The organism is Streptomyces sp. Qhu_M48, assembly GCF_051305195.1.
Taxonomy (GTDB): Bacteria; Actinomycetota; Actinomycetes; order Streptomycetales; family Streptomycetaceae; genus Streptomyces.
In genome coordinates this window covers 6,556,336-6,576,041 of sequence record NZ_CP195432.1, presented here as the reverse complement: position 1 = coordinate 6,576,041, position 19,706 = coordinate 6,556,336, and the positions used below count along the sequence as shown (strand labels likewise).

Annotated in this window: 17 protein-coding genes; 3 read left to right on the top strand and 14 right to left on the bottom strand. The window is 73.3% G+C overall.

Annotated elements, in window-relative coordinates:
* Nucleotides 1–7: 7 nt before the first annotated feature.
* From ACRRSS_RS29335 to ACRRSS_RS29285, 11 genes are all read right to left on the bottom strand, one after another.
* A complete protein-coding gene (locus ACRRSS_RS29335; protein WP_435974066.1) occupies nt 8–3,814 on the bottom strand; it encodes a multifunctional oxoglutarate decarboxylase/oxoglutarate dehydrogenase thiamine pyrophosphate-binding subunit/dihydrolipoyllysine-residue succinyltransferase subunit in 3,807 nt (1,268 codons plus the stop codon).
* A 304-nt stretch (nt 3,815–4,118) separates the two neighbouring features.
* A complete protein-coding gene (locus tag ACRRSS_RS29330) occupies nt 4,119–5,189 on the bottom strand; it encodes a HAMP domain-containing sensor histidine kinase (RefSeq protein WP_435974065.1) in 1,071 nt (356 codons plus the stop codon).
* Nucleotides 5,190–5,239: 50 nt separating this feature from the next.
* Nucleotides 5,240–5,977 carry a response regulator transcription factor gene (locus ACRRSS_RS29325; protein ID WP_435974064.1) on the bottom strand — a complete coding sequence of 246 codons (738 nt, stop codon included), beginning with the start codon at nt 5,975–5,977 and terminating at the stop codon, nt 5,240–5,242.
* 71 nt (nt 5,978–6,048) lie between these two features.
* Nucleotides 6,049–6,720, bottom strand: a complete 672-nt coding sequence (locus tag ACRRSS_RS29320; RefSeq protein ID WP_435974063.1) for a spermidine synthase — start codon at nt 6,718–6,720, stop codon at nt 6,049–6,051.
* A 272-nt stretch (nt 6,721–6,992) separates the two neighbouring features.
* A complete protein-coding gene (locus tag ACRRSS_RS29315) occupies nt 6,993–7,595 on the bottom strand; it encodes a hypothetical protein (RefSeq protein ID WP_435974062.1) in 603 nt (200 codons plus the stop codon).
* Nucleotides 7,592–8,917: a hypothetical protein gene (locus tag ACRRSS_RS29310; protein WP_435974061.1), complete on the bottom strand. Its 1,326-nt coding sequence runs from the start codon at nt 8,915–8,917 to the stop codon at nt 7,592–7,594. Before ACRRSS_RS29310 ends, ACRRSS_RS29315 begins: the two co-directional genes overlap by 4 nt.
* Nucleotides 8,914–9,708 carry an ABC transporter ATP-binding protein gene (locus tag ACRRSS_RS29305; RefSeq protein WP_435974060.1) on the bottom strand — a complete coding sequence of 265 codons (795 nt, stop codon included), beginning with the start codon at nt 9,706–9,708 and terminating at the stop codon, nt 8,914–8,916. The genes ACRRSS_RS29310 and ACRRSS_RS29305 overlap by 4 nt, the downstream gene beginning before the upstream one ends.
* Nucleotides 9,705–10,601 (bottom strand): zf-HC2 domain-containing protein, encoded by an 897-nt coding sequence (locus ACRRSS_RS29300; protein WP_435974059.1) that lies wholly within the window; start codon nt 10,599–10,601, stop codon nt 9,705–9,707. Before ACRRSS_RS29300 ends, ACRRSS_RS29305 begins: the two co-directional genes overlap by 4 nt.
* Complete coding sequence (locus ACRRSS_RS29295) at nt 10,598–11,206, bottom strand: RNA polymerase sigma factor (protein WP_435974058.1); 609 nt, start codon at nt 11,204–11,206, stop codon at nt 10,598–10,600. The genes ACRRSS_RS29300 and ACRRSS_RS29295 overlap by 4 nt, the downstream gene beginning before the upstream one ends.
* 108 nt (nt 11,207–11,314) lie before the next feature.
* Nucleotides 11,315–11,914: a hypothetical protein gene (locus ACRRSS_RS29290; protein ID WP_435974057.1), complete on the bottom strand. Its 600-nt coding sequence runs from the start codon at nt 11,912–11,914 to the stop codon at nt 11,315–11,317.
* A gap of 83 nt (nt 11,915–11,997) precedes the next feature.
* Nucleotides 11,998–12,636, bottom strand: coding sequence for a GNAT family N-acetyltransferase (locus tag ACRRSS_RS29285; RefSeq protein WP_435974056.1), 639 nt, complete (start codon nt 12,634–12,636; stop codon nt 11,998–12,000).
* Nucleotides 12,637–12,767: 131 nt separating this feature from the next.
* Here ACRRSS_RS29285 and lon point away from each other — a divergent pair, with 131 nt between their 5' ends.
* Nucleotides 12,768–15,194 (top strand): endopeptidase La, encoded by a 2,427-nt coding sequence (gene lon, locus ACRRSS_RS29280; protein ID WP_435974055.1) that lies wholly within the window; start codon nt 12,768–12,770, stop codon nt 15,192–15,194.
* A gap of 125 nt (nt 15,195–15,319) precedes the next feature.
* Nucleotides 15,320–15,925 carry a DUF4240 domain-containing protein gene (locus ACRRSS_RS29275; RefSeq protein WP_435974054.1) on the top strand — a complete coding sequence of 202 codons (606 nt, stop codon included), beginning with the start codon at nt 15,320–15,322 and terminating at the stop codon, nt 15,923–15,925.
* On the opposite strand, the gene ACRRSS_RS29270 is transcribed toward ACRRSS_RS29275, so the two are convergent.
* Both ACRRSS_RS29270 and ACRRSS_RS29265 read right to left on the bottom strand, forming a co-directional pair.
* Entirely contained in the window at nt 15,922–16,797 is an 876-nt protein-coding gene (locus tag ACRRSS_RS29270) for a lytic polysaccharide monooxygenase auxiliary activity family 9 protein (protein ID WP_435974053.1), read from the bottom strand. The genes ACRRSS_RS29275 and ACRRSS_RS29270 overlap by 4 nt on opposite strands.
* A 193-nt stretch (nt 16,798–16,990) precedes the next feature.
* Nucleotides 16,991–17,821 (bottom strand): lysozyme, encoded by an 831-nt coding sequence (locus ACRRSS_RS29265; protein WP_435974052.1) that lies wholly within the window; start codon nt 17,819–17,821, stop codon nt 16,991–16,993.
* A gap of 244 nt (nt 17,822–18,065) precedes the next feature.
* Between ACRRSS_RS29265 and ACRRSS_RS29260 the strand changes: the two genes are divergently transcribed.
* A complete protein-coding gene (locus ACRRSS_RS29260) occupies nt 18,066–18,617 on the top strand; it encodes a MarR family winged helix-turn-helix transcriptional regulator (RefSeq protein WP_435974051.1) in 552 nt (183 codons plus the stop codon).
* On the opposite strand, the gene ACRRSS_RS29255 is transcribed toward ACRRSS_RS29260, so the two are convergent.
* Nucleotides 18,595–19,404 (bottom strand): hypothetical protein, encoded by an 810-nt coding sequence (locus tag ACRRSS_RS29255; RefSeq protein WP_435974050.1) that lies wholly within the window; start codon nt 19,402–19,404, stop codon nt 18,595–18,597. The two genes, ACRRSS_RS29260 and ACRRSS_RS29255, sit on opposite strands and share 23 nt — an antisense overlap.
* Nucleotides 19,405–19,706 lie beyond the last annotated feature (302 nt).

Below are 19,706 nucleotides of genomic sequence, written 5' to 3'. Positions count from 1 at the left end.
GCGACGATCAGGCGTCGAAGACCTCGTTGACCAGCTGCTGCTGCTCCGCCTGGTGGCGCTTGGCCGAGCCGACCGCCGGGGAGGAGGAGTGCGGACGCGAGATCCGGCGCAGGCGCTCGCCCGCCGGGATGTCCGCGCCGACCGCCAGGTCCAGGTGGTCGATCAGGTTGAGCGCGATGAACGGCCAGGCACCCTGGTTCGCCGGCTCCTCCTGCGCCCAGATGTACTTCGCGGCGTTCGGGTACTTGGCGATCTCGGCCTGGAGCTCGGCACCCGGCAGCGGGTACAGACGCTCCAGACGGATGATCGCGGTCTCCGTGTCACCGCGCTTCTGACGCTCGGCCTCCAGGTCGTAGTAGACCTTGCCCGCGCAGAAGACGACCTTGCGGACGTCGGCCGGGTTCACCGTCGAGTCGCCGATCACCGGGCGGAAGCCGCCGGTGGTGAACTCCTCCACCTTGGACGCCGCGGCCTTCAGACGCAGCATCGACTTCGGGGTGAAGACGATGAGCGGCTTGTGGTGCGGGTTGTGCACCTGCCAGCGCAGGAGGTGGAAGTAGTTCGACGGCAGCGTCGGCATGGCGACCGTCATGTTGTCCTGGGCGCACATCTGGAGGAAGCGCTCCGGGCGGGCGGACGAGTGGTCCGGGCCCTGGCCCTCGTAGCCGTGCGGCAGGAGCAACGTGACGCCGGAGGTCTGGCCCCACTTCTGCTCGGCCGAGGAGATGAACTCGTCGACGACGGTCTGCGCGCCGTTGACGAAGTCACCGAACTGGGCCTCCCAGACGACCAGGGCGTCCGGGCGCTCCAGCGAGTAGCCGTACTCGAAGCCCATCGCCGCGTACTCGCTGAGCAGCGAGTCGTAGACGTTGTAGTGGGCCTGCTCCTCGGTCAGGTAGAGCAGCGGGGTGTAGTCCTCGCCGGTCTCCTGGTCGACCAGGACCGCGTGGCGCTGGCCGAAGGTGCCGCGGCGGGAGTCCTGGCCGGAGAGCCGGACCGGGGTGCCCTCCATCAGCAGGGAGCCGATGGCGAGGGTCTCGCCGAAGCCCCAGTCGATGGTGCCGTCGTCGATGGACGCGGCGCGGCGCTGCATCTGCGGCAGCAGACGCGGGTGGACCGTGATCCGCTCCGGGATGGTGACCTGCGACTCGGCGATCCGCTTCACGACCTCCGTGGAGACCGCGGTGGTGACACCGACCGGGAACTCGGCGCGGGCGTCCGGGACATGCGCCGGGGTCGGGGCGGCGGTGGCCTCGCGGACCTCCGCGAACACCTTCTCCAGCTGGCCCTGGAAGTCCTGGAGCGCCTGCTCCGCCTCTTCGAGGGTGATGTCGCCGCGACCGATGAGCGACTCGGTGTACAGCTTGCGCACCGAACGCTTCTTGTCGATCAGGTTGTACATCTGCGGGTTGGTGAACTGCGGGTTGTCGCCCTCGTTGTGACCGCGGCGGCGGTAGCAGATGAGGTCGATCACGACGTCCTTGTTGAACGTCTGGCGGAACTCGAAGGCGAGCCGCGCGACGCGGACCACGGCCTCCGGGTCGTCGCCGTTCACGTGGAAGATCGGCGCCTCGATCATGCGGGCCACGTCGGTCGCGTACATCGAGGAACGCGAGGACTCCGGGGCGGCGGTGAAGCCGACCTGGTTGTTGATGACGATGTGGACCGTGCCGCCGGTGCGGTAGCCGCGCAGCTGCGACATGTTCAGCGTCTCGGCGACGACACCCTGGCCGGCGAAGGCCGCGTCACCGTGCAGGGCGACGGGCAGGACGGTGAAGTCCGTGCCGCCCTTGTTGATGACGTCCTGCTTGGCGCGGACGATGCCTTCCAGGACCGGGTCGACCGCCTCCAGGTGCGAGGGGTTGGCGGCCAGGGAGACCTTGATCTCCTCGCCGTCCAGACCGGTGAAGGTGCCCTCGGCGCCCAGGTGGTACTTGACGTCGCCGGAGCCGTGCATCGACTTCGGGTCGAGGTTGCCCTCGAACTCGCGGAAGATCTGCGCGTACGACTTGCCGACGATGTTCGCCAGGACGTTCAGACGGCCGCGGTGGGCCATGCCGATGACGACCTCGTCGAGGCGCGACTCGGCGGCCGAGTCGATGACCGCGTCGAGCAGCGGGATGACGGACTCGCCGCCCTCCAGGGAGAAGCGCTTCTGGCCGACGTACTTCGTCTGCAGGAAGGTCTCGAAGGCCTCCGCCGCGTTGAGCCGGCGCAGGATCCGCAGCTGCTCCTCGCGCTCCACACGGGAGTGCGGGCGCTCGACGCGGTCCTGGATCCACTTGCGCTGCTTCGGGTCCTGGATGTGCATGAACTCGACGCCGGTGGTGCGGCAGTACGAGTCGCGCAGCACGCCGAGGATGTCGCGGAGCTTCATCATCGACTTGCCGGCGAAGCCGCCGACCGCGAACTCCCGCTCCAGGTCCCACAGGGTGAGGCCGTGCTCGGTGATGTCCAGGTCGGGGTGCTTGCGCTGCTTGTACTCCAGCGGGTCGGTGTCGGCCATGACGTGGCCGCGGACCCGGTAGGAGTGGATGAGCTCGAAGACGCGCGCGGCCTTGGTGACGTCGTCGTCGTGCGAGGCGTCGATGTCCTTGAGCCAGCGGACCGGCTCGTAGGGGATGCGCAGGGCCTTGAAGATGTCGTCGTAGAACCCCTCCTCGCCGAGGAGGAAGTTGGCGACGACGCGCAGGAACTCGCCGGAGGCGGCGCCCTGGATGACCCGGTGGTCGTACGTCGAGGTCAGGGTCATGACCTTCGAGATGCCCAGCTTGTTCAGGGTGTCCTGGGAGGTGCCCTGGAACTCGGCCGGGTAGTCCATCGAGCCGACACCCATGATGACCGACTGTCCGGGCATCAGACGCGGCACGGAGTGGACGGTGCCGAGGCCACCGGGGTTCGTCAGGGAGACCGTGACGCCGGTGAAGTCCTCCATCGTGAGCTTGCCCACGCGGGCGCGCTTGACGATGTCCTCGTACGCCTGCCAGAACTCGAAGAAGTTGAGCGTCTCGGCCTTCTTGATGCCCGCGACGACGAGCTGGCGGTCGCCGTTGGGCTTCACCAGGTCGATCGCGAGACCGAAGTTCACGTGCTCCGGCTTGACCAGGGTCGGCTTGCCGTCCTTCTCCGCGAAGGAGTAGTTCATCGACGGCATGGCCTTGATCGCCTGCACCATCGCGTAGCCGATGAGGTGCGTGAAGGAGATCTTCCCGCCCCGGGCGCGCTTCAGGTGGTTGTTGATCACGATCCGGTTGTCGAAGAGCAGCTTCACCGGGACGGCGCGGACGGACGTGGCCGTCGGCACCTCCAGGGAGGCGTTCATGTTCTTCGCGACCGCGGCGGCGGGGCCGCGCAGCGTGATCAGCTCGGGGCCGGCGGGGGCCTCGGTCGCCGGCGCGGCCTTCGCCGCGGCCGGAGCGGCGGCGGCCGGCTTCGCGGCGACCGGCGCGGCCGGGGCCGCGGCGGGCTTCACGGGAGCCGGAGCGGGCGCGGGGGCCGGGGTCGCGGCCGGAGCGGGCGCGGGGGCCGGAACGGCCGCAGGAGCGGCAGGCGCGGCCTGTGCGGGGCCCGCCTGCTGCGCGGCGGGCGCGCTCTGCGTGGTGGGTGCCGGGGCGGCCGGGGTCTCCGACGTTCCGGGCTTGTAGTCGGCGAAGAAGTCCCACCAGGCACGATCGACCGAATTCGGGTCCTGGAGGTACTGCTGGTAGATCTCGTCGACGAGCCACTCATTGGCACCGAAGGCGGCTGCAGGGTTCTGGCCCTGCCCGTCTTGGTCGGTCGGGGAGCTCGGGGTACTGGGGGACTGAGACGACACGGCGGCAACCGCCCTCTTCCGCTTCACAAGGTGATGGACAGCGGGAATCAAGGCTACGCCTGTCCGGCCGGGAGGTGCAGGCCGGGCGCACCAACGTCGCGCAAGTCACACTTGACGGGGTGTTTCGGGGCCGTGAATGGCGGGAAACAAGCGGGGTTTCACCGCTGTGAGGGTACGGAGAAGCACGAGCACGGCCCGCTTCGGCCGCACCTCTGACCACGTCCCGCTCGTGTACGCCCCGGTGAACAGGGTCCACCGGAGCGCCGCGCCGCGCGGGACCCGGCTCCTCCTGTTCGACCCTACGTCAATCTCTCGGACGGGGACTTCCCGGAAGAGTGACCCTGATGCGGCAGCCGCGTGCGGATTCGGCCACACCGATCCCGCCGCCGTGCAGATCCACCGCCCAACGGGCGATCGCGAGCCCGAGCCCCGTGCCGCCGTCGCTCCCCGGCCCCGACCGGTGCGCCGCCGTACCCCGGTTGAAGCGCTCGAAGACCTTGTGCCGCTCCGACTCGGGGATGCCGGGGCCCTCGTCCTCGACCTCCAGCTCCAGCGAGTCCGGATACCGGCCGCGCCGGGCCCTGACCGTGACCCGGCCGTGCGGCGGCGAGTGCTTCACCGCGTTGTCGATCAGGTTCGCCATCACCTGGTGCAGCCGCTCCGCGTCCGCGTGCGCGACCAGCTCCGGCGGCGACACGTCCAGGTGCAGATGGACGTCCGTGCGGTTGTGCAGGCCCGAGGTGGACGAGAGCCCGCGCTGCGAGGCGGCCAGGTTCGCTTCCCGCAGAACTCCCGAGAGGTACGGCCAGACCTCGAAACGGCTCGCCCGCAGTCCGACGACACCGTTGTCAAGGCGCGACAGGTCCAACAGCGTCTCCACGAGCCGACCCAGCCGCTCGGTCTGCTTGAGCGCCCCCCGCATCGTCTCCGGATCAGCCTCGGAGACCCCGTCCACGACGTTCTCCAGTACGGCCCTGAGCGCGGCGATCGGGGTGCGGAGCTCGTGCGACACGTTGGCCACCAGCTCCTTGCGGTGCCGGTCGACCGCCTCCAGGTCGTCCGCCATCCGGTTGATCGTCGACGCGAGGTCGCCCAGCTCGTCCCGCCGGTCCGCGCCCCGCACCCGGCGGGTGAAGTCCCCGCGCGAGATCGTCCCGGCCACCGTCGTCATCTCGTCGAGCGGAGCCGTCAGGGACTGCGCCACGAACTGGGTGATCAACAGGGTCGCGATCATGGCGAAGATCGTGATGTACCGGAACTCCGTGGACGTGCGGATCGCCACCAGGGCCAGGCAGGAGGTCAGCAGGACCGCCCCGACGACCAGCGTGCCCAGCTTGGTCTTGATCGAGATCACGATCCGACGCCGCCGGCGCACCGCACCGCCGGGCCCCCGCTGCTCCCGCGGCCCTCCGGGCCCCCGCCGGCTCACAGCGCCGGGGTCTCCAGCGCGTAGCCGACGCCGTGGACCGTGCGGATCCGCTCGGCCCCGATCTTCCGGCGCAGCGCCTTGATGTGGCTGTCCACGGTTCTGGTTCCCGAGGCGTCCGCCCAGTCCCAGACCTCGGCGAGCAGCTGCTCGCGGGAGAGGACCGCCCGGGGGGAGCTCGCCAGGCAGACCAGCAGGTCGAACTCGGTCGGGGTCAGGTGCACGTCCTCGGAGCGGACCCGGACCCGGCGCTGGGCGTGGTCGATCTCCAGCTCGCCCAGGCGCAGGATGCCGCTGCGCGGGGTGACCGCCGCGAGCGCGGCCCGCTCCACCCGGCGCAGCAGCACGTGCACCCGGGCGGCCAGTTCACGCATGGAGAACGGCTTGGTCATGTAGTCGTCGGCGCCCACGCCCAGGCCGACCAGCATGTCGGTCTCGTCGTCGCGGGCGGTCAGCATGAGGACCGGGACGGGGCGCTGGGCCTGGACCCGGCGGCACACCTCCAGGCCGTCGAAACCGGGCAGCATCACGTCGAGGACCATCAGGTCCGGCTGCCAGGCCTCGGCCGCGTCGACGGCCGCCGGGCCGTCGGTCGCGGTCTGCACGAGAAAGCCCTCGGCGCGCAACCGGGCGGAGATCGCCTCGACGATCGTCGCGTCGTCCTCGACCACCAGGACGCGCCGCTGGGCCCCCGGAGTGGCCGCCGCACCGTGGTGAGTGGTGTGTGTCTGCTCCATTGCCCCGCCTCGCGTCGCCGATGTCGGCTCAGCAGCCTAGAGGTACCGGCGGCGTCCCGGCTATCCAGGAGCTATCCGGGACGGACGGCGAGGTGGACCACGTCGGGGACGCCCCGGGCAACGGGGATCTCTTCCGTCCGTACCCCGCTGAATCCGGCATTCCGCAAGGACCCTTCGAAATCGGCGGAGGGCTGGGCGGACCACACGGCGAGCACTCCGCCCGGATTGAGCCGGGCCGCGCAGGCCGCCAATCCCTCGGCCGTGTACAGGGATTCGTTGTCCTCGGTGACCGTCCAGTCCGGCCCGTTGTCGATGTCCAGGCAGAGGGCGTCGTACGTGTCGGAGGAGGTGGCGAGGTGGTCCACCAGGTCCGTGTGCAGGATCACGGTGCGGGAATCGGCCAGAGCCGCGCCGGAGATCGACGCGAGCGGTCCCCGCCGGTGCCAGTCGACGATCGCCTCCTCCCGCTCGACGACGGTGATCCGGCTCCAGCGGGGGTCGGCGGCGGCGTGGGCGAGGGAGAAGCCGACGCCGAGGCCGCCGACGAGGACGGAGGCACCGGCGCGGGCGGCGTCGGACAGCGCGGCCTGCGCGGCGTCGATCAGGAGCCGCTCGGAACGCCCGTCGGAGGTGTCCATCAGGAAGGTCCCGTTGGCGATGATCTCGAAGTGCTCGGCACGGCGGCGCAGTACGACCTCTCCGTACGGTCCTTCACGGCGGTCGAGGGTCACAGGTGCCGGCATCTGCGGTCTCCGCTCTCGTCTCGGCGGTCGGTCCCGGCCCATCCTCGCGGGGCGACGCGGCCGGGACAAACCCGTTACGGGGGAGGAGAGATGGGTTCCGGACAGGCGTGGGCACCGGCGGGCACCGCTCCGCACGCGGTGCGCGGCGCCGGACGAAGGCACGCGGTGCGCGGCGCCGGACGAAGGACCGGGTCGGACGGCGCGTGGGGCCACGCCGCACGGGGAGGGCTCCGGCGCCCCGTGCGGGCTTCCGCCGACGGGAGGGGCGCGGATCAGGACTCGGCGGCCGGAACCCGTCGGCCGCCCCGCCACACGTACAGACCGGAACCGGCCACGAACGCGGCGACCGCCACCGTCCACGCCCCGCCCTGCGGACCCGGCTGCATCACCCAGGCCCACCACTGGGCCGTACCGCCCGGCCGGGACGGCGCCGCCAGATAGACCGCGCCGACGGAGAAGGCGGGCGGCAGCCAGCTCAGCCGGGCCCCCACGAGGGCGGCGGCGCCCGCCGTCACCCCCGCGAGCCCCAGCGTGTTGCGTACGGCGGCGGGCGGCCCGAAGGCCTCCGCGTGACCCGGCACGGCGAGGGCCAGCAGGCCGACGGCGAGCGCGGTCGGGGCGAGCAGGTGGGCGAGGCGCCGGGGCCACCACGGGCGGACCGCCGTACGGTCCAGCTCGTCGCTCGGCGTGTGCAGGCCGGTGCCGATCGCGGCCACCGCGAGCAGCGGGCCGAAGACGACGACCGGCAGCCGGGCCGTGTGGTCGAAGCCGGGCAGTGACAGCAGCCAGCGGGCCGCGAGGGCGGCGACCACCGCCGTGCCGACGAGGGCGGCGAGCGTGGCGGGCACCGCGCGGGAGCGCAGGTAGAGCCTCACGGGACCGGCACCTCGTCCGGGTGGCAGCTGTTCGCCCCGAGATAGCGGGCCAGGTAGTCGCGCTGCCCGGCCGGGGTCTTGGCGCGTAGCCGCTCGATGTACGGCAGGGCGGCGGTGGGGTCGGGGCCGTAGTCGGCGGGGGTCGGAGCCAGCCACTCGGAGACGGCGAGGTGGATGTCGCTCGCCCGGCGCGCGTTCGGGCCCGTGCCGTCGCCCGGCTCGCACGTGTCCGAGAACAGCCAGGTCACGGCTGAGTTCAGGTACACGTCGGGGCGGGTGAGCCGACCGCGCGTCGCGTCCTCGGCGGCGTCGGGCAGCTCGACGTCGCCGGGGCGGGTGGGTCCGTACGGGCCGGCCACCCAGCGCACCGGGGCGCCGGGCAGCCCCCTGAGGCGGGCGTTCAGCGGGGCGAGCACCGCCGACACCTCCGGCAGCAGATTCTGGTCCAGGGCCGTCAGGCACACCTGCGGCGTGCCGTCGTCGCAGACCTGCCGGGCCAGGGCCGGGTCCGGGCGCCACGGCCCCTGGTCCGCCGGAAGGCGCAGGATCAGGCCGGCGGCGGCGACCGCCACGGCCAGCGGAACCAGCGCGATCGGCCGCAGCCGGGCCGGACGGAGGCCGTACGCGAGGAGCGCGGTGAGCGCGAGACCCGCCGTCCACGCCATCGACACGGGCCCGAACCACCACACCGGCCGGTCCCAGAAGGACTGGTGCTCGGCGGCGGGTCCCAGCCAGCGCGCGGCGCTCTCCGCGTACGTGGCGACGGCGAGCCCCACGTACCCGACGATGCCCAGGAGCGGGGCCGTGAGCCGCCAGCGGACCACCCGTCCGGCGACATGGCCGAGCGCGCCGAGGGCGCCGACCGCCACCACGTCGGCGGCGAGGAGTTCGAGGAAGGGACGGCCACCGGAGACGTACGGCCAGGTCGCGAGGAGGCAGACGGCGTCGGCCAGGAGCACACCGGCGGCGGGCCAGAGCGCGGACGGGGCCGCCGCGACGAGCACCCGGCGCAGCGGCGGCCGGGGGACGGACTCCCAGAGGTCCACCGTCCGGCGCCGCCGGTCCCGGCCGCCCTGCCAGCAGCCCGCGGCGAGCGCGAGCGGCCCGCCGAGCAGCCCGGCGGCGACGTGCAGCATGTTCGTGGCGTCGCTCCAGCGGGCCTGCCAGCCGGGCGCCTTGCCGTACATCGTCAGGAGCAGGGTGAGGGCGACGGCGGCGCCGGCCCACGGGCCGAGTCCGCGCCGCAGCTCGGTCAGGAGCGGCGAGGGGGCCCGTACGGGCGCGGTCGGCTCGGTGCCCGGCGGGGTGAGGGTGGCGGTCATCGGAGCGCCCCCTTCGTCTCCGTGGACGACCGGTGGGCGCGCAGGGCGGCGGTGTAGCCGCGCTCGACGGCGTGCGTCGTGGAGTCGTCCGCCTCGGCGGACGCGCCGCCGAGTGCCGTCAGTTCGGCCGTCGTGCCCTGGAAGGCGAGCCGGCCCGCCTCGATCAGGGCCACCTCGGTGCACGCGGCGGCCACGTCCTCCACCAGGTGCGTGGAGACCACCACCGTCGCCTCCGTGCCCAACTCCCTCAGCAGCGAGCGGAATTCGACCCGCTGTTCCGGGTCGAGACCGGCGGTCGGTTCGTCGAGCAGCAGCAGCTCGGGTCCGTTCACGATCGCCTGGGCGATCCCGGCGCGCCGGACCATGCCGCCCGAGAGCGTCTTCATCCGCGCGTCGATCCGGTCGCCGAGCCCGACCCGCCGCACCGCGCGCTCCACGGCCGCCGGGACCCGGTCGGCCGGCAGCTCCTTGAGCCAGGCGACGTACGCGACGAACTCCCGCACGGTGAATCCCGGGTAGTAGCCGAACTCCTGGGGCAGATACCCGAGCCGGCGCCGGATGCCGGTCCGGTCGCGGTGGCTCGTGGCGTCGCCGCCGAGCAGCTCCACCCGGCCCGAGGAGGGCGCGGCGACGGTCGCGAGGACCCGGATGAGGGAGGTCTTCCCGGCTCCGTTCGGGCCGAGCAGGCCGTGGACGCCGGGCCCGAGGGAGAGGTCGAGCCGGTCGAGGGCGACGGTACGGCGGTGGCGGACGGTCAGTCCGGTCACCGCGACGGCGGTCGGGATGTTCACCGGGGCTCCAGGTGGTCGAAGGAACGGCGCCGCAGCGCGAGCAGGCCGGCGCAGGCGAGCGCGGCGGCCGCCCACCCCCCTTGAGCTGCGGGGCCGGAGAAGTACGGGGCGAGCGCGGCCATCCCCGGAGCGGCACCCGCGTCCGGCCGGCCGAGCAGAGGGCCCGTGACGGTGAGCAGCCAGCCGCCGCCGAGCGTCGCGGCCGCCGCCCTGCAGCCCACGAACGAACCGAGCGCGAGCGCGCCCAGGGTCAGCGCGAGACCCGGGAGCAGCCACGCGGCCGCGCCCGGGAAGCCGGCCACCGGCGGCAGCAGCGCCCCGGCGGCCGTCAGCAGCGGCACGCACACGGCCAGGACGGCGGCGGTACGGGTGAGCAGCAGCCGCAGTCCGCCGGACGGGGTGGCGGCGGTGATCTCGTACAGCGGATCGGCGTGCCGCCCGTACGAGACGGCGACCCCGGCGAGCGGAAGGAGCGGCGAGACGGCGAGCAGCAGGCTCCGCGCGCCCCGGAAGCCGGCCCCGTGGGCGAGTGCGAAGGCCCCGCCGACGACGAGGAGCACGGCCACCACCCAGGACCCGCGAAGCGCGGGCCCGACAGCCCACCAGAACCGCGCCCAGCGCCCGAGGGGGCTCCCGGCGGCGGGCGCGCGCCGCCGGGAGCCCCCGTTGGCGGCGGCCGGCGCGGGGAGGTGTCCGAGGGAGGTCAGGAGCTCGTCGCGGACGGACGCGAGGACGGGGCCCGCCGCGCCGGAGCGGACGGCGGCCGAGACGCGGGCCGCGCAGCCGCCGCAGGACTCGACGTGCTTCTCCAGGGACCAGGCGTCCGTCTCGGGGGCCGTGCCCCGCGCGTAACGGGCCGCCAGGGTCTCGGTGACGTGCCAGGGGGACGTCATGCGGTGCCTCCCAGGGCGTGGGGTCCCCCGGGGCGGGGCGCCCCGAGAGCCGCGCGCAGTTCGCGGCGGGCGCGCAGGGCGCGGGTCTTGACGGTGCCCTCGGGTATGCCGAGGAGCCGGGCGGTCTCGCGGGTCGTCAGGCCGTCGACGACGGTCGCCCGCAGGACCTCGGCGAGTTCGGGAGAGATCCGGTCGAGGGCGGCGCCCACCTCCCCGTACTCCAGGCCCGCGAGCACCCGTTCCTCGGCGGAGGGCGCGGTCGGGGGCGGTTCCGCCGGGGTGGCGGCGCGCTCCACGCGGGCGCGTGCCCGCTGGGCGTCGACCAGCCGCCGGGCGGCGATCACCCAGAGCCAGCCACCGGCCTCGCCCCGGCCCCGGTGGCCGCCCGCCGAGCGCCAGACCGTGACGAAGGTGTCCTGGAGGACCTCCCGTACGGTCTCCTCGTCCGGGCAGCGCCGGGCGAGGCGCGCGTGCAGCCAGCCGGCGTGCCGGTCGTACAGCACGGCGAGCGCCTCGGTGTCCCCCCGGGCGACCGCGCGCAGCAGCGCGGAGTCGTCCTCGTCGCCCCCGGCGGGGCCTCCCCCTGCGGGGCGCAACAGTCTCACGCCCTCTCTATCGCCCGCGCGGGCCGGTCCGGTTCACGGGATCGCGCGTGTGTGCCGGTTCCGTCCACGGGATCGCGCGCGTGCCCGGCCCGGTGCGTGTCCCTCCGCTCAGGGGTCCGTCGGCGGGCCGCCCTCCGGGAGGGCGGCGAAGACCCGCCGGAGGGCGGGAGGGCGTTCCCCGTCGCCGGCGACGACGAGGCGGTGGCGGTACGTCACGGAGTACCGGAAGCCGTCGGCGACCGGGCTGCCGGTGGGCCGCTCGGGGACCCGGGCGTACGCGGGGTCCTCCAGGGCGGCCCGGAGCTCGGCGGCCTCGGCGGGGGTCTGCCGACCGGTGCGGGGCGGCTCGGTTCCGGAGCGGCTGGTCCAGCCGCCGTCGTAGTGGACGACGAGCCGGTTGCGGACTCCGGCGAGGCCACCGCTCACGACCACCTCGACGAGGACCTCACCCGGCTGCGGGTCGGCCGACGGGGTGCCCGCAGTGCCCGGGGTTCCCGCAGTGCTCGGGGTGCTCGGGGTTCCCGGCGTGGCGGTGGTGGTGCCCGGGCCGGTGTTGCCCGGGCCGGTGGTGGCGCCGGGTGCGGTGGCGGTGGGGCCGGTGGCGCCCGGCGCGGACCCGCCGCCCGACCCGCAGCCGCTCACGCCGCCGACCAGGGCACCCGCCAGCAGCAGGGCCCCGCACCACGTCCGCCGTACGCCTCGCACCATGGACCGAGCATGCCGGGTGACGGGCGCGGCGCGCAGCCGGACGGCCGGGTTCGGTCGGGACGGCCGGGGCCCGGGGCCGTACGTCAGGGGCCGTCCCGGACGATTCCGGTGAGCGGCCCCCGGTACCGCCAGCCCAGCGAGTCGTACAGCGCGAGCCCGTCCGTGGTCGCGGAGAGCACCCCGGTCCCGGCGCCCGCCTGGGCGGCGGCGGCCTCCAGGGTGCGCATGACGTTGGCGCCGAGACCGCGCCGCCGGTGCGCGGTGTCGGTCTCGATCTGGTCGGCGACGGCGGTCGAGCCGGTGGGCGCGATCTGGCCGCGGGCGGCCAGGGTGCCGTCGGGGGCGAGGATCCGGACCCGGATGACGCCGTCCCTGACCTCGGTGGTCCGGGCGTACCCCTCCGGCGGCACGGGCCGGGTCCCGGGGTCGAGCGGCTTGACCATCATGAAGCCGGGGTCGTCGGGGACGGTCCACCCGTCGGTGATCCACGCGGCCGCGTCCTCGGGGCCCGCCATGATCTTGAGCCAGCTGTACGGGGCTGTGAGGCGGGCGCAGAGCGCGCCGACGGAGTCCGCGTCGGGGGCGGGCAGGACATGCCGCACGACGTGCCGGGGGAGACCGACGTCGATCCGGTATCCCCAGGGCTCGGCGACGGCCGCCGGGGTCCCCCGGGAGAGGGTCCAGCCCGCCACCCACGCCGATGTAATAGACGAGATATCCATAGGGTCATTACATCGGCTCGGGCCCGGTCGACGGGAGAGTGATCGCTCAGAGCGAACGGGCGGTCGGGAACATCCTCGGGCTCACATGCATTGAGTCCACATAGCTCAACTTGACTGCCGAAGGGGAGATCATGGCTTCTGACTCCAAGCCGTCCGTGCCGCTCACTCTGCCCGTGCTGCCGCTCGACGACGAGGTCGTGCTGCCCGGCATGGTGGTGCCGCTCGACCTGTCCGACAACGAGGTGCGCGCCGCCGTCGAGGCGGCCCAGGCCGCCGCCCGGCCCGGCGCCGGAAAGCCGCGGGTGCTGCTCGTGCCCCGCGTCGACGGGACCTACGCCGGAACCGGCGTCCTCGGCACCGTCGAGCAGGTCGGACGGCTGTCCGACGGCGACCCCGGAGCCCTGATCCGCGGCATCGGCCGCGTGCGCATCGGCGCCGGTACGACCGGGCCCGGCGCGGCCCTCTGGGTCGAGGGCGGCACCGTCGAGGAGACCCTGCCCGACCCGCTCCCCGGCCAGGTCACCGACCTGATCAAGGAGTACAAGGCGCTGGCCACCAGCTGGCTCAAGAAGCGCGGTGCCTGGCAGGTCGTCGACCGCGTCCAGCAGATCGACGGCGTCGGCGCCCTCGCCGACAACTCCGGCTACTCGCCCTTCCTCACCGTCGAGCAGAAGGTCGCGCTCCTGGAGACCGCCGACCCGGTCGCCCGCCTCAAGCTCGCCACCGCCCAGCTCCGCGAGCACCTCGCCGAGCAGGACGTCGCCGAGACCATCGCCAAGGACGTCCAGGAGGGCGTCGACAAGCAGCAGCGCGAGTTCCTGCTCCGCCGCCAGCTCGAAGCCGTCCGCAAGGAGCTCCGCGACCTCAACGGCGAGTCCAAGGACGCGGCCGACGAGTCCGACGACTACCGCGCCCGCGTGGAGGCCGCCGACCTGCCCGAGAAGGTCCGCGAGGCCGCCCTCAAGGAGGTCGAGAAGCTGGAGCGGTCCAGCGACCAGTCCCCCGAGGGCTCCTGGATCCGCACCTGGCTGGACACCGTCCTCGAACTGCCGTGGAACGAGCGATCCGACGACGGCGCGGCCCGGTACGACATCAGGGGCGCCCGCGCCGTCCTCGACGCCGAGCACGCGGGCCTGGACGACGTGAAGGAGCGCATCACCGAGTACCTGGCCGTGCGCAAGAGGCGTGCCGAGCGCGGCCTCGGCGTGGTCGGCGGCCGCCGCGGCGGAGCCGTACTCGCCCTCGTCGGCCCGCCCGGCGTCGGCAAGACCTCCCTCGGCGAGTCCGTCGCGCACGCGATGGGACGCGAGTTCGTGCGGGTCGCCCTCGGCGGCGTACGGGACGAGGCGGAGATCCGCGGTCACCGCAGGACCTACGTCGGCGCCCTCCCCGGCCGGATCGTCCGCGCGATCAAGGAGGCCGGGTCCATGAACCCGGTGATCCTGCTCGACGAGATCGACAAGGTCGGCTCCGACTTCCGCGGCGACCCCGCGGCGGCCCTCCTCGAAGTCCTCGACCCGGCGCAGAACCACACCTTCCGCGACCACTACCTGGAGGTCGAACTCGACCTCTCCGACGTCGTCTTCCTGGCCACGGCCAATGTCCTCGAAGCCATCCCCGAGGCCCTCCTCGACCGTATGGAGCTGGTCAGGCTCGACGGCTACACGGAGGACGAGAAGGTCGTCATCGCCCGCGACCACCTGCTGCCCCGGCAGCTGGAGCGCGCGGGCCTGGAGCCCGGCGAGGTCGTCCTGGAGGACGCGAGCCTGCGCAGGCTGGCCGGTGAGTACACCCGCGAGGCGGGCGTCCGCACCCTGGAGCGCGCCCTCTCCCGGCTGCTCCGCAAGATCGCGGCCCAGCACGAACTCGGCGAACGCGCACTGCCCTTCACGGTCGGCCCCGACGACCTGCGGGGGCTCATCGGACGGCCGCACCACGTACCGGAGTCGGCCCAGGACCCGGCGGAGCGCCGCACCGCCGTCCCCGGCGTCGCCACCGGGCTCGCGGTGACCGGCGCGGGCGGTGACGTCCTCTTCGTGGAGGCGTCCCTGTCCGATCCGGAGACCGGCGCCTCCGGCCTGACCCTCACCGGTCAGCTCGGCGACGTGATGAAGGAGTCGGCGCAGATCGCGCTCTCCTTCCTCCGTTCGCACGGCGCGGAACTGGAGCTGCCCGTCACCGGTCTGAAGGACCGCGGCGTGCACGTCCACTTCCCGGCGGGCGCCGTCCCCAAGGACGGCCCGAGCGCGGGCGTCACCATGACGACCGCACTGGCCTCGCTGCTGAGCGGCCGGCTCGTCCGCACGGACGTGGCCATGACCGGCGAGGTCTCCCTCACCGGCCGGGTCCTCCCGATCGGCGGCGTCAAGCAGAAGCTGCTCGCCGCGCACCGGGCGGGCATCACGACGGTCGTGATCCCCAAGCGGAACGAGGCCGACCTGGACGACGTCCCGGCCGAGATCCTGGAGAAGCTGGAGGTCCACCCGGTGACGGACGTCCGTCAGGTGCTGGAGATCGCGCTGGCTCCGGCGGCGGTACCGGTGGGCGTGGCGGCGTAGCGGGCCCACGGTGAGCGGGGTGTCCTCGGACGGGGCACCCCGCTCCGCCGTGTCCGGTGGGAGCCGGGGCGCACCGGAGGAAATTCGTCACCTGGATGTCAGCGAGGGGTGTCATGCTCGTACGCATGAACGAAGACGCCTTCTGGGCTCTCATGGACGAGTTGAGCCGCCGCCCCGGTGACCGGGACGAGCGGCTGGAGTGGCTGCGGACGGAGTTGCTCCGCCGGCCGGCCACGGAGAGCGTGGAGTTCCAGGTGCGCCTCGAGGACGCGGGCGAGGCCGCGGCGACGCACGCGCTGTGGCGGGCGGCGAACCGGATCGAGGGCGGGTCCTGCTCCGACGACGGCTTCGACTACTTCACGCTCTGGCTGGTGGGCCAGGGGCGCAAGGTGTACGAGTCGGTCGTCGCCGACCCGGACGCGCTGGCCGACGTGCCCGAGGTGCGGGCTCTCGTGGGACGCCACCAGGACGAGTGGGACGACGACGAGTGGCCGGAGTGGGAGGAGCTCGACTACGTGGCGCAGGACGCCTACGACGAGCTGACCGGCCAGGAGGACGACGAGGGCGAGGAGTTCCTCGACGCCGTCGAGGAGCTGGCCGAGGAGCTCGCGGACGAACTCGCCGACAGCCGGGGCTGGGAAGAGGACGGCGAACCGCAGGGGGCTCGACCGGAGGGGTTGGCGCTACCCCGGCTCACCGCCCTCTTCCCGCTCGGGAGATCCGGCTCCTAGGAGGCGGACGTGTTCCGGCGCCGGCCCAGGAGCAGGCTGCCCGCCGCGAAGACCGCGAGGCCGCCCGCGCCCGCCAGGGCGAGGGGGAGCGGCGAGGAGGGGGCCGCGGCGGTCTCGGCGGAGAGGGCCGGCGCCTGCTCGTCGCCGCCGTGGCCCGCGTGGCTCACGGTGGACAGGGACGCGCCCGCCGCGATCTTCGCCTCGGTCGGGGCCTTGGCCTGCGCGGGCGCGGCCGCGGCGCCGAAGGTGACGTCCGAGCAGCTGTAGAAGGCCTCGGGGCTGTCGTTGCGCTGCCACACCTTGTAGACGATGTGGCGGCCGGTGCGGGCCGGGAGGGTGCCCGTGAAGTTGTAGAAGCCGTCGGTGGCGGTGCGGGTGGTGTTGTAGACGGCGACGGGGGTCGCGTCCAGGTCCGACCACTTCAGGGGCTGCGTGGGGTCGAAGCCCGGCTTGGTGATGTAGACGGTCATGGTGCCGGCGTGGGCGGCGGTCACCCGGACCTTGAAGCCGAAGGAGCCCGCGGCGACCGCGGTCGCCGGCCAGTCGGTGCGCGCCCAGTCCAGGGCCCGGTACTTCGCGCGGTTCGCCGAGCAGAGCTTGCCGTCCGGGATGACCGTCTGGTGCTGGCCGGCGGCGTTGGCGATGTTGACCTCGTTCCAGTCGTAGAGCGGCTGGGTGCCGGAGTCGGCGACGAGGTCCTTGCACACCTGCGACTTGGGCGTCTCGGGGCCCTCGGCGTAACAGGCGGCCACCCGGCTGACGGGGTTGAAGACGGCACCGTGGGCGCTCGCGGTGGTGGGGGTGAGGCTGACGAGTGCGGCGGCGGCGGACAGGGCGGCCACGCCGGTGGCGGTACGGCGGGAGGACTGCATGCGGGGGCTCTCTCTCGTGCGTGGGGGAGGACGGAACGAGCAACGCGCGCTGAGCGCCGGGAAGTTGAATACCGGGCGATCGGCGTAGAGCGTCGCATTGGTCCATACCAATAGGCAAGAGGGTCGGCCGGAAAAGCCGAAGCGGCCCCCGGGGGTGCCACACACCCGGGGGCCGCCTCGTGAGACGTCGGCGTCAGCCGTTCGCGAGCGCCCGCACCCGCGAGAGATCGCCGTTGAAGTGGTTGTGGTCGCCGACCGTGGGGCCGGAGGACGTGTACTGCCACATCGTGTAGTACTGCCAGCCGGCCGGGAGTTCGCCCACGGTGGCGGCGTACCGCGCGATCCACAGCGGGTTGGTCGCGGCGAAGCCCGCGTAGTTGCCGGTGCACTGGGTCCACCAGCTGGTCGCCGTGTAGATGACGGCGTCCCGGCCGGTCCTCGCCTTGTAGCGATTCACGAAGTCGCGGATCCAGCTCACCATCCCGGCCTGGGTCTTGCCGTAGCAGGTCGCGCCGTACGGGTTCCACTCGATGTCGAGCACCCCCGGCAGGGTCCTGCCGTCCGGCGACCAGCCCCCGCCGTTGTTGACGAAGTAGTCCGCCTGGGCCGCGCCGGTCGTCGTGTCCGGGGTGGCGAAGTGGTACGTGCCCCGGATCATGCCCACGTTGTACGAGCCGTTGTACTGCTGGGCGAAGAAGGTGTTCTTGTAGTAGGTGCCCTCCGTCGCCTTCACGTAGGCCCACCTGACGCCGCTGTTCCACAGCGTGGACCAGGCGACGTTCCCCTGGTGACTGGAGACGTCCACGCCTTCCGTCTGCGCGGCCCGGCCGGAGCCGCCGCCGGGTGCGCCGTCGCGCCCGTCGTGGGCGAGGACGCCCATGCCCATGCTGGCGGAGCCGCGCGCGGGAACCTGCCGGACGCCCGGGTCCTGGGCGGCACCGGCGGATCCGGCGAGGGGGAGGAGGAGGGCCAGGGCCGCGAGCGCGGCGCCGGCGAGGGTCGTTCCGGATCTGTGCACACGCATTGCGTGCCTCCGAAAGGATCGGTGGGGGAGCGATGTCGACAGGTCTGGTGTGGACATGTCAGCGATGACGCCGGTGATGACGCTACGCACGTAGACCCGGCCGACGGAAGGGGGCCCGGACGCCGCCGTTGGTCTACTCCTGCGAAACTCTGAAGGAGCTGCGGCGATGGCCTCGGCCGGAAGAAACTTTCAACGGCCGGAAAGCCGTCGGCGGGCCGTGAGAGAACTCCTGAGAGGTGCTGACGTGCACGGAAGCGGTACGGGAAGCGAACACCGGGCCACCCCGTCCGCGGGCGGTTCGGGAAGCGAACACCGGGCCACCCCGTCCGCGGGCGGTACGAGCCGGGCCACCCCGCCCGTCGCGGTCGACCGGGAGTTCCTCGCGCTCGAACGCGAGCTGGCGGTCTTCCTGCGCCGCGCCCGCGCCCAGTCCGGCGAGATGGCCCGCGAGGTCCACCCCGAGCTGGAGCCCGCCGCCTACGGGCTCTTCGTCCGCCTCGACGACGCCGGCCCCCAGCGGGCCACCGAACTCGCCGGGTACTTCGGGGTCGGCAAGGCCACCATGAGCCGGCAGCTGCGCGCCCTGGAGGACCTCGGGCTCGTCGCCCGCGACCCCGACCCCGCCGACGGCCGCGCCTCGCTCGTCCGTCTCACCGAGGAGGGGCGGAACCGCTTCCGGCGCGTCCGCGACGCCCGTCGCGAGCGGTACGTCCGCAAGCTCGCCGACTGGGACCGCGCCGAGGTCGCCGAACTCGCCCGCCTCCTGAACCACTTCAACGTGCGCGCGGAAGGCTGACCGGGCCGAGCTCCAGGAACGCGGCCGTCGCGTCGTCGTGCAGCTTCCAGCGACGTATCCCGCCCGCCCGCTCGTCCGCCGCCTCCAGGATCCGTACCCGCTGGAGCAGGCCGAGCGCGCCCTCCTCGCGCAGGACGCCGTGGCACTCCGCCCAGTCGCCCTCGGCGAACAGCTCCACCCAGCGGCTCGCCCCGTCCGTGAGCGCGGCCAGGGACCGCACCCGCGCGCGCGGGCTCGTCCCCGTCACCGCCCGTTCCGCCACCGCCGGGTCCGCCGCCGCCGTGAAGAAGCCCCCCTCCCGGTTCCGCAGCCGGTCCGTCGCCGCGAGGGAGCGCAGGATCTCGTCCGGCACCCGGTCGAGCCGGTCGTCGAGCACGGCCCGCACCGCCCCCTCCGGCGACTCCAGGAGGAGGACGGAGTCGGAGAGGACGAGGTGTTCGACCGAGGTGTCGTCCCAGCGGGCGAGCACCACGGTTGCCTGAGGGGTGCGTACGTGAGAAAGGTCACAGGTGTCCCGGTGGGCTTCCGCGGTGCGCCGGATTGCCCGCGACAGGATCTCGGACAAGGACATGTCCGGCCGGGAAGCGGACAGTTCGGTCAAAGCCCCGCCGAGCCGAGCGGTGAACCACGGCACGGTGTGCACACAACCGTCATCACCGGCGGGTGGTGTGACGCCGTCGAGGAGGACGACGGTTCCCCCGCTGCCCGAAGAGGGCAGGGCGGTGGCCACCCAGTCCTCGTTGGGGCGTTCGGGGCTGCCGGGGAGGGAGGCGACATCGCTGCGCATGACGACCAGTGTGCCCGGCTCCGCACACTCCTTCACCGGACCTGCAAATGACCGGAAATGGCCTGTACCAACCCGCGGAGGGCGACGGAAGAGGCGGAGCGGTCACCTCCGCGGAGCTGCGGGCGGGCATCCTGCCAAAGCCCGCCCGGAAGATCCAACCGAGGGCCTTTCGGGGCCCTGCGGCGCCACCCGGAGAAGTTGTTCGCCAACTCATGAGTGTTGTTCACTCGTTCGGGTGGCGGAGCGGCCGATGCGCGCCCCCTTCACAGAAGCGCTGGAATGGTCGGAAGCCGTACCAGGGG

Excerpts from the sequence above, each read along its gene's own strand:
- ACRRSS_RS29325 (WP_435974064.1), bottom strand. The coding sequence starts at position 5,977 with ATGGAGCAGACACACACCACTCACCACGGTGCGGCGGCCACTCCGGGG.
- ACRRSS_RS29320 (WP_435974063.1), bottom strand. The coding sequence starts at position 6,720 with ATGCCGGCACCTGTGACCCTCGACCGCCGTGAAGGACCGTACGGAGAG.
- ACRRSS_RS29310 (WP_435974061.1), bottom strand. The coding sequence starts at position 8,917 with ATGACCGCCACCCTCACCCCGCCGGGCACCGAGCCGACCGCGCCCGTA.
- ACRRSS_RS29300 (WP_435974059.1), bottom strand. The coding sequence starts at position 10,601 with ATGACGTCCCCCTGGCACGTCACCGAGACCCTGGCGGCCCGTTACGCG.
- ACRRSS_RS29290 (WP_435974057.1), bottom strand. The coding sequence starts at position 11,914 with ATGGTGCGAGGCGTACGGCGGACGTGGTGCGGGGCCCTGCTGCTGGCG.
- ACRRSS_RS29285 (WP_435974056.1), bottom strand. The coding sequence starts at position 12,636 with ATGGATATCTCGTCTATTACATCGGCGTGGGTGGCGGGCTGGACCCTC.
- lon (WP_435974055.1), top strand. The coding sequence starts at position 12,768 with ATGGCTTCTGACTCCAAGCCGTCCGTGCCGCTCACTCTGCCCGTGCTG.
- ACRRSS_RS29275 (WP_435974054.1), top strand. The coding sequence starts at position 15,320 with ATGAACGAAGACGCCTTCTGGGCTCTCATGGACGAGTTGAGCCGCCGC.
- ACRRSS_RS29270 (WP_435974053.1), bottom strand. The coding sequence starts at position 16,797 with ATGCAGTCCTCCCGCCGTACCGCCACCGGCGTGGCCGCCCTGTCCGCC.
- ACRRSS_RS29265 (WP_435974052.1), bottom strand. The coding sequence starts at position 17,821 with ATGCGTGTGCACAGATCCGGAACGACCCTCGCCGGCGCCGCGCTCGCG.
- ACRRSS_RS29255 (WP_435974050.1), bottom strand. The coding sequence starts at position 19,404 with ATGCGCAGCGATGTCGCCTCCCTCCCCGGCAGCCCCGAACGCCCCAAC.